The organism is Clostridium sp. ZS2-4, assembly GCF_026719745.1.
In the GTDB taxonomy this organism is placed as follows: domain Bacteria; phylum Bacillota; class Clostridia; order Clostridiales; family Clostridiaceae; genus Clostridium_H.
In genome coordinates this window covers 1-2,974 of record NZ_JAPPRQ010000088.1, presented here as the reverse complement: position 1 = coordinate 2,974, position 2,974 = coordinate 1, and the positions used below count along the sequence as shown (strand labels likewise).

The window sequence follows — 2,974 nt, the reverse complement described above, 5'->3', positions numbered from 1 at the left end:
TGAAACAAGCGAATCACCAATTGTAACAGGGTGTGTAAGAACAAATGGAAGCAGCTGTGCCAAGACATCAGATACAACAAAGAGATACTTTGGAACAGAGCACGGCAGTGAAATAGAAATGACCCCAGGTGCATTGAATATAAAAGGCGGAAGCAAAGAACCCCTCAGCATAAGCTTTGATGATAAGGTAGGAGTAACAATAAAAAGCCCTAAAAAGTTAAGCTTAAATGCAGATGAAGAAATAATAATGAAAACACCACAAAGTGTAAAAGTAAAAGGAGAAAGTCAAATACTTGCAGCCAAAACAGAAACACAAAGTGGCTTTTCAATGGAAACAGATATGCACTTCTTATCCAATAATGTAATAAAAGAAGGAACTAATAGGGAAACATATCCACCTTTTAATGATGAACCAATAGCAGGTAGAAAACCAGCACCACCGGAACCACCTAAGGAAGAAAAGGAAGGGTTTAGTTGGGGAAAGCTAGCTAAAGGAGTTTTAGCAGGACTTGCAGTAGTAGCAACAGTTGCGGTAGTTGCAGCAGCAGTAGTGTTTACTGCTGGAACTGCAATACCAGCAGTAGCAGGAACAGCGGCAGTATTAAGTCAAGCAATATCAGATGCAGGACGAAAAGAAGTAAGTGATATATCTTCTTATATGGCTGCAGGATGCAGAGAATCCTTTATAGGAGCAGTCTCTGGAGCAATATTTGGACCTTTTGGAGTAGGCGAAGCCTTAGGTGGAAAAATGCTGTTAGGAGGAATAACCAACGGCTTTGAAAGTATATTAAGACAAAAATTAGAAGGCAAAGGAATAAACTTTAAAACTGTCCTAACTGATTTTGGAATAGGGGCAGGAACAGCAGCAGTATTCCATGGAGCAGAAAAATTAATTAAGAAAGCAGCACCCTTTGTTAAAAAAGCATTTAATAAGATATCAGCTGAAATATCAGAGAATATTAGAATAGCTAAAATAGCATTAAATAATATGAAAAAAGGACCAAAGCCAGCAGTACTTGGTAGTAATTTGGGTAATGGTTATGAGGCTTTAGGTAGGTTTAAAAAGGAAGTTAAGAAGGTTAAGAATGAATTAGGATCAAGTGTGGATGATAAAGCAGGAAGCAGTGTAGATAATATTGGTGATGGTTTAGGGAAGAATGTTGATGATGTTATGGATACTGATGAATTGGAGGAGTATACAAATCATTGGCATGAATTCAGAAAGGAAAATAAAGGAGAATACACCAAGGATGAATTGCCAGAAAAGTATCGTGAATATCTAAAAAGTAAAGGTATAACCCAAAAGATGGGTAAGTTAAGAGAACAGTACCTAGGATCTACACCAGGTAAGACAAGTGCAACAGGAAAAAAAGTTATTGAACGTATGGATAAAGAAAAATGTATAAAAAAAGATTTAGATGGGAATGTAATCCAGTTCAAGTCAAAGCAAGATGGTGAATGGTATGATATTAGTTTGGCAGATATGTCTCATAGAAATGATGGAGAGCATATGGATGCAGTAACCTACTGGAATAAATTTGGAAGATATGAAGGGGCTAAATCAAAAGAAGTAAGAGATTAGATGCTAGATCCAGATAATTATTATTTGGAACACAGAAGCTATAATAGGTCAGATGGTGCAAAGTTAAGAGAAACTTATTTGCCACCTTTGAAATAATTATATATTTAGGAGGAAAAATCAGTATGGAATTAGATGATAAAGTATATGAGAAAATAGTAGTGCTATGCAAAAATGGGGATGAGTGCTTTTATAATGTGGAAATTGAAAAAGCAATAGAATATTATGAAAAAGCGTTAGAGTTAGTGCCAGAACCTAAATGTGATTGGGAAACAAGTACATGGATATATTCAGCATTAGGAGATTGCTATTTTATAATGAAACAGTATGAAATAGCTAAAAAATGTTTTTATGATGCAGTGAATTGTCCAGGAGGTATAGCGAATCCGTTTATTTTGATGAGATTGGGACAGTGTCTATATGAGTGTGGAGATAAAAAAGGAGCTAAAGAATATTTTATAAAAACATATATGTTTGAAGGGTATAAAATATTTAGTGAACAGGATGAAAAATATTTTGCATTGATAAAGGAAAATATAGAATAGGAGTGACAAAACATGGCAAGGTTTAAGTTGGATAAAGATTTGGAGAATAGAATAGAAGAATTAAGATTAGAATGTATTGAGTGTTACCAAAAAGGTAATATTGAAGAAGCAATAAATAAAATGTTAGAAGCATGGAGTATATTACCTTATCCTAAGACAATATATAGTGAAAGTTTTACTGTTGTAGAGCTTATTATTGAATTATATATAAGGAATAAGGAATTCGAGAAAGGAAATAAATGGGTGGACTTAGTTTTTATATGCTGTTTACGTAGAATAGATGGAGGAGATAGAGAGTTCATAGCAGGAAAACTTGCTTATGAACAAGGAAACTTAGAAAAAGCTAAAGAACTATTTTTTGTAGCAAACCTAAAGTCAGATGGAAGAATATTTGAAAATAAAGATTTTAAATATATTAAATTAATAAAATAATGGTAATAAGAAATCATTACTCACTTTAAAAGTGAAGGTGAGCTAAGAGAATTCTTTGTTTGGGCAAGATTTATATATTCATCTAATAAAGAATTTACTCAATAGTTGTTAGAATGTTGTAAGGATAACACAGTGCTTATAAATATTGAAAGAAGCTCACTACCTTTAGTCGTTCTAAAGAATCATCGTTTGTTGAGAACAAAGTGTGAATGAAAAAATAAAAAAATGTAATTAATAGAAAGAAAATAGCAGGAATTGGAGTCATAAAAGCACCCAATTCCTGTTTTTGTACTAAAACATGCGAAAGCATGAGCGGTAGCTGGTTTTTAGAATTTACATTAAGAGAGTAATTAACAGAAGTTGAAAATAAAACACAAATCTAACACCGAAAGGTGTCATGAATTAAAAATAATAAAGT

The 2,974-nt window shown here is 33.1% G+C and carries 2 protein-coding genes and 1 pseudogene; all 3 read left to right on the top strand.

The genetic code is table 11. From position 1 onward, the window contains the following. Positions 1-1,582: pseudogene (locus tag OIO11_RS11805) on the top strand (hypothetical protein); the annotation flags it as partial. 122 nt (positions 1,583-1,704) lie between these two features. Beyond that, positions 1,705-2,124, top strand: coding sequence for a tetratricopeptide repeat protein (locus OIO11_RS11800; protein WP_268071669.1), 420 nt, complete (start codon positions 1,705-1,707; stop codon positions 2,122-2,124). Positions 2,125-2,136: 12 nt separating this feature from the next. Continuing rightward, complete coding sequence (locus OIO11_RS11795) at positions 2,137-2,556, top strand: hypothetical protein (RefSeq protein ID WP_268071668.1); 420 nt, start codon at positions 2,137-2,139, stop codon at positions 2,554-2,556. Positions 2,557-2,974 lie beyond the last annotated feature (418 nt).

Excerpts from the sequence above, each read along its gene's own strand:
- OIO11_RS11800 (WP_268071669.1), top strand. The coding sequence starts at position 1,705 with ATGGAATTAGATGATAAAGTATATGAGAAAATAGTAGTGCTATGCAAA.
- OIO11_RS11795 (WP_268071668.1), top strand. The coding sequence starts at position 2,137 with ATGGCAAGGTTTAAGTTGGATAAAGATTTGGAGAATAGAATAGAAGAA.